The organism is Microcoleus sp. Pol7_A1 (genome assembly GCF_036701085.1).
Classification (GTDB): domain Bacteria; phylum Cyanobacteriota; class Cyanobacteriia; order Cyanobacteriales; family Microcoleaceae; genus Microcoleus; species Microcoleus asticus.
In genome coordinates, this window is the sequence record NZ_JAUBQD010000132.1 from 1 (window position 1) to 4,406 (window position 4,406).

1 protein-coding gene is annotated in these 4,406 nt (G+C 49.6%); it reads left to right on the forward strand.

The window, feature by feature from the left end:
• Positions 1-799 precede the first annotated feature (799 nt).
• On the forward strand, positions 800-4,406 hold a 3,607-nt coding region (locus tag QUA20_RS31385), incomplete at its 3' end, for a DUF4347 domain-containing protein (RefSeq protein WP_333194238.1).

Consider the following 4,406-nt stretch of genomic DNA (forward strand, 5'->3'; position numbering starts at 1 on the left):
GAGGGTTTGAGTTTTGAAGCGTTGCAAATTAACTCGACTGCGAATGGCTTTTTAGTGAAATTTGCTGGCAGTGGGGATGTTTTGGCTCAGGTTTTTGGGGCTAATAATTCTCTCACTTCTCTCGATTTTGTGGCTGGGGCGCGCTCAGGATAAAAGCGCATTTAATGCGCTGGCTTTTGCCGCTATTATACACGCTCGCTTTGTTAAATAAACCGCGTTAGGAGAAGATTTGTTAATTAAATAACATCAAGCTCGTGATTTATTTAATGTTCGCTTTTTTCACTACCCTGAAACAGCTTTGAGCGAGTGATTTGTTTCTGAAAAAGCTCAACAAACGGAGTTGATAACTACAAAAGTTATAACGGTTATTTTACCGGATAAATATTATGCGATCTTGGGCTGATTGACTACCATAAAATTGGTTTGTTATCTGGACTCAAGTCCTAATAAAATTCTGACTGTTCCAGCCGTTATTACTACAAATAAAAACAATTGTCAACTGGTTTTTGCAAATAAATATTGCACTCCACGGCGTATTTTCGTACATCGCGCCACTTTTTTTGCATCAAACAATAATTTTTAGCCCAGTCTGACTTGGCTAAAAAAATGCCTAATTTCCGAGGTAAATGCCGCTAACTGCTACTTTGGGAAGATGCCGATCAAATAAAAATCGCAGTAAATGGAATTTGTTAACTATGCGAAGCCGAGAAATTAGCAATTAAAAATTGCCGATTAGCAATTAACAATAATATCTGGCGCTGAAGGTTGACAATTAACAGGTCAAGGAGCTATCTAACTCATGAAGAAATTATGGTGCAACTACTCTTCCCAAATTCAAAAATTAAGTTGGGATCGCCGCGACAAAGACTGCATAAAAACTCCTGTGATTGGAGAGCCATTAGCGGGCGATCCGGCGCTCGATATTTACTGTTTAACAAAAGCGAGTCTTAGCGTCAATACCGAGCATAAAAAACATTTAGTTTGCATCGACCCGAGGGTAGAGAATTATCAGCATCTTGCCAGCGGAGTCAAACCGGGGACAGAGATAATTGTCCTCGATAAAACTCGGGACGGAGTAGAACAAATTACCGAGATTCTAGCTAAACGCAGCTTAATTGCCAGCCTTCAGATAGTGGCTCACGGCAATGAAGCTTCCGTGCAATTGGGGTCAACTTTACTAAAGGATGAAAACTTACTAAAGTACGATCGGCATTTGCAGCAGTGGCGAAAAGCCTTCCACAAAAAAGCCGATATTTTATTATTAGCTTGCAGGGTTGGGGCTGGAAAATCAGGGATTGCTTTCGTGCGGAAGCTGAGAGAATTAACAGGCGCAAATATAGCCGCTTCTAACAATTTAATTGGCAGTGCAAAATTAGGAGGAAACTGGCAATTAAATGTTACAGCAGGACGAGTAAAAACGGCAATAGCCTTTGAAACAAAAACGCAGGAAACTTACAGCGCTGTCCTAATTACTTTAGTTGACGAAACTTTTCAAGATGCAAGTCTAATAGGGCCTTGGATATCTGGGGTCACCGGCACGTCAGACGCTCCAGCTTTAACAGCAGGAACCGGAACGGAGAGTTTTCCGGGTTTGAATATCGACCAGCCCGGCAGCGGGGCTTTGAGATTAACTTCAAGAAGTTTTGACCAATCTACTTTTGCCATCTATAACAGTCCAGTACCAGCCAGCAGCGGCCTTAAAATTGTCTTCGATATATTTGCCTACAACGGCACTGCACGTCCGAATTTACCCAGTAATTTGACAGGGGACGGCATAAGTTTCTTTTTAATTGACGGTACTGTGACGCCAACACAAGCTGGAGGTTATGGAGGTTCTCTCGGCTACGCCCAAAATACAGATACAAATCAGTCCGGTTTACGGGGAGGTTATTTAGGAATTGGATTGGATGAATTCGGAAATTTCTCAACTACAACTTCTGGGCGTGTAGGCGGAATTCCGGGGGGGATTAGACCAGATTCGATAACACTTCGAGGTAGCGAAGATACGCAATATCAGTTTTTAACTTCTAACTATTTGCCGGGGGGAATAGATAATATTCCCAATTCCGTAATTCCGCCGATCAACGCCATTACTACTACTCGCGAACCAGCCAGAAGAAGAGTTCAAGTTATTTTGGAACCTCCCACTTCTGGAACGCCTAACAGTCGTCAGCTTACTGTTAGCTTCGATCTCGACAATGATGGTTCGTTTACAGATGTGGGCGAGACTATTATCGACATTGGCGATTTAGAGGCAATAAACGGGCCAATCCCGCCAACATTCAAATTTGGTTTTGCTGGTTCAACGGGAGACGCAACAAATATTCACGACGTTCGCACTTTGTCTATCCAAACTATAGACGTGCCGCTGACTACAGCAGATGTTGCGACAACGAAAAAAGGCCCGCCCGCTGCGGCACTGGGCAGCACCATTACTTACACAATTACGACAGTAAATAATGGTCCCAACCCGGCAGAAAACGTGCTGGTTGAAGACCAACTGCCCCGAGGGGCAGTATTTGAAAGTGCTGACAGCGGCGGCACTTTCAATCCGACAACGAGACTGGTCACCTGGCAAACTATTCCGAATTTACCTGTTGGGGCCAGTGTCACCCGTACTGTCACCGTTACCGCCCCAACTACGATCGGCGCTATTACAAACAGTGTATTCAGCAGCAGCAACACGATCGATCCCGTACCCGCCAACAACAGCGGCAGCAGCCCGGAGGCGAGAGTCACCACCACTATCACGAACGATATTGCCGATGTAGTGACGCTCAAAACCGGGCCCGTTACTGCGGCGGCAGGCTCGACAGTGACCTACACAATTACTGCCACTAACAGTGGGCCGAGTGCGGCAACCAATGTGGCGATCGCCGACACCATTGTTCCTGGTTTAATAGGAGTCAGCCCATCGGACAACGGAACTTACAACGCAACTACAGGTATAGTGACTTGGCCGGCGATCGTATCCCTAGCCAGCGCAGCCACCGCCAACAGAACCGTCAGTTTCGCAGTTCCCGTCATCGGCGGCCCGATCGCCAACACTGCTAGCAGCACCTCAACGAGTCCAGACCCCAATCCTGCCAACAACAACGGCAGCAGCCCCCAAGCGCGAGTTACCACTGCTATCACCCAGAGTGCCGATGTAGAGACTGTCAAAACCGGGCCCGCTACTGCGGCGGCAGGCTCGACAGTGACCTACACAATTACTGCCACTAACAGTGGGCCGAGTCCGGCAACCAATGTGGCGATCGCCGACACCATTGTTCCGGGCTTAACAGGAGTCAGCGTCTCGGAGGGCGGAAGTTACAACGCAACTACAGGTATTGTGACTTGGACGGCGATCGCATCCCTAGCCAGCGCAGCCAGCGCCAACAGAACAGTTAGTTTCGCAGTTCCCGTCACCGGCGGCCCCATCGCCAACACAGCTAGCAGTACCTCAACTAGCCCAGACCCCAATCCTGCCAACAACAACGGCAGCAGCCCCCAAGCGCGAGTCACCACCACGATCGCCGATAGCGCCGATGTAGTGACGCTCAAAACCGGACCCCTTACTGCGACTGCGGGATCGACTGTCACCTACACAATTACGGCAACTAACAGTGGGCCGAGTCCGGCTACCAACATCACCCTTACAGACAGCATCGTTCCCGGTTTAACCGGCGTTACAGCATCCAACGGCGGTATTTACGACCCAGCCACAGGCATTGTCAGCTTTCCGCCCATTGCCAGCTTAGCTGACGGCGTTACGGTCAGCCGGAGAGTCACTTTCCCAGTCCCGGCGACCGGCCCTGTCAGCAACACGGCAAGAGGTGCCTCAACCACGAATGACCCGAATCCCGGCAACAATAACGGCAGCGAGCCCGGCGCAACTGTTACTACCAGCATCGCCTCTGCCCCGACTCCGACTCCAACTCCCGCACCGACTCCGACTCCCACTCCCGCCAACCAACCACCGATAGCTAGCAACGTCAACCTCGAAATCGCCCCCAGCAGCGCTGTGGCGATCGCAGGACTTGGAGGAAGCGACCCCGACGGGTCGATCGCATCCTTCACCATCAACACCGTCCCACCAGCAAATGAAGGGCTGATATTTTTAGGCAATCCCGCTACAGGCGGCACGATTGTCACCGCCGGTCAAATTCTGACACCTGCTGACATTAACCAATTATTTTTCCAATCGACAGCCAACTTTACAACAGCAAATTTCACCTACAGCGCTACAGACAACCAGGGTGCCACCAGCCCCGCCAGCGCTACTGTATCGGCGCTGCTGCCGGTGCCAAACCAACCGCCCGTAGCTAACAACGTCAACCTTGAGATCGGCCCCAGCAGCGCTGTGGCGATCGCAGGACTTGGAGGAAGCGACCCCGACGGGTCGATCGCATCCTTCACCATCAACA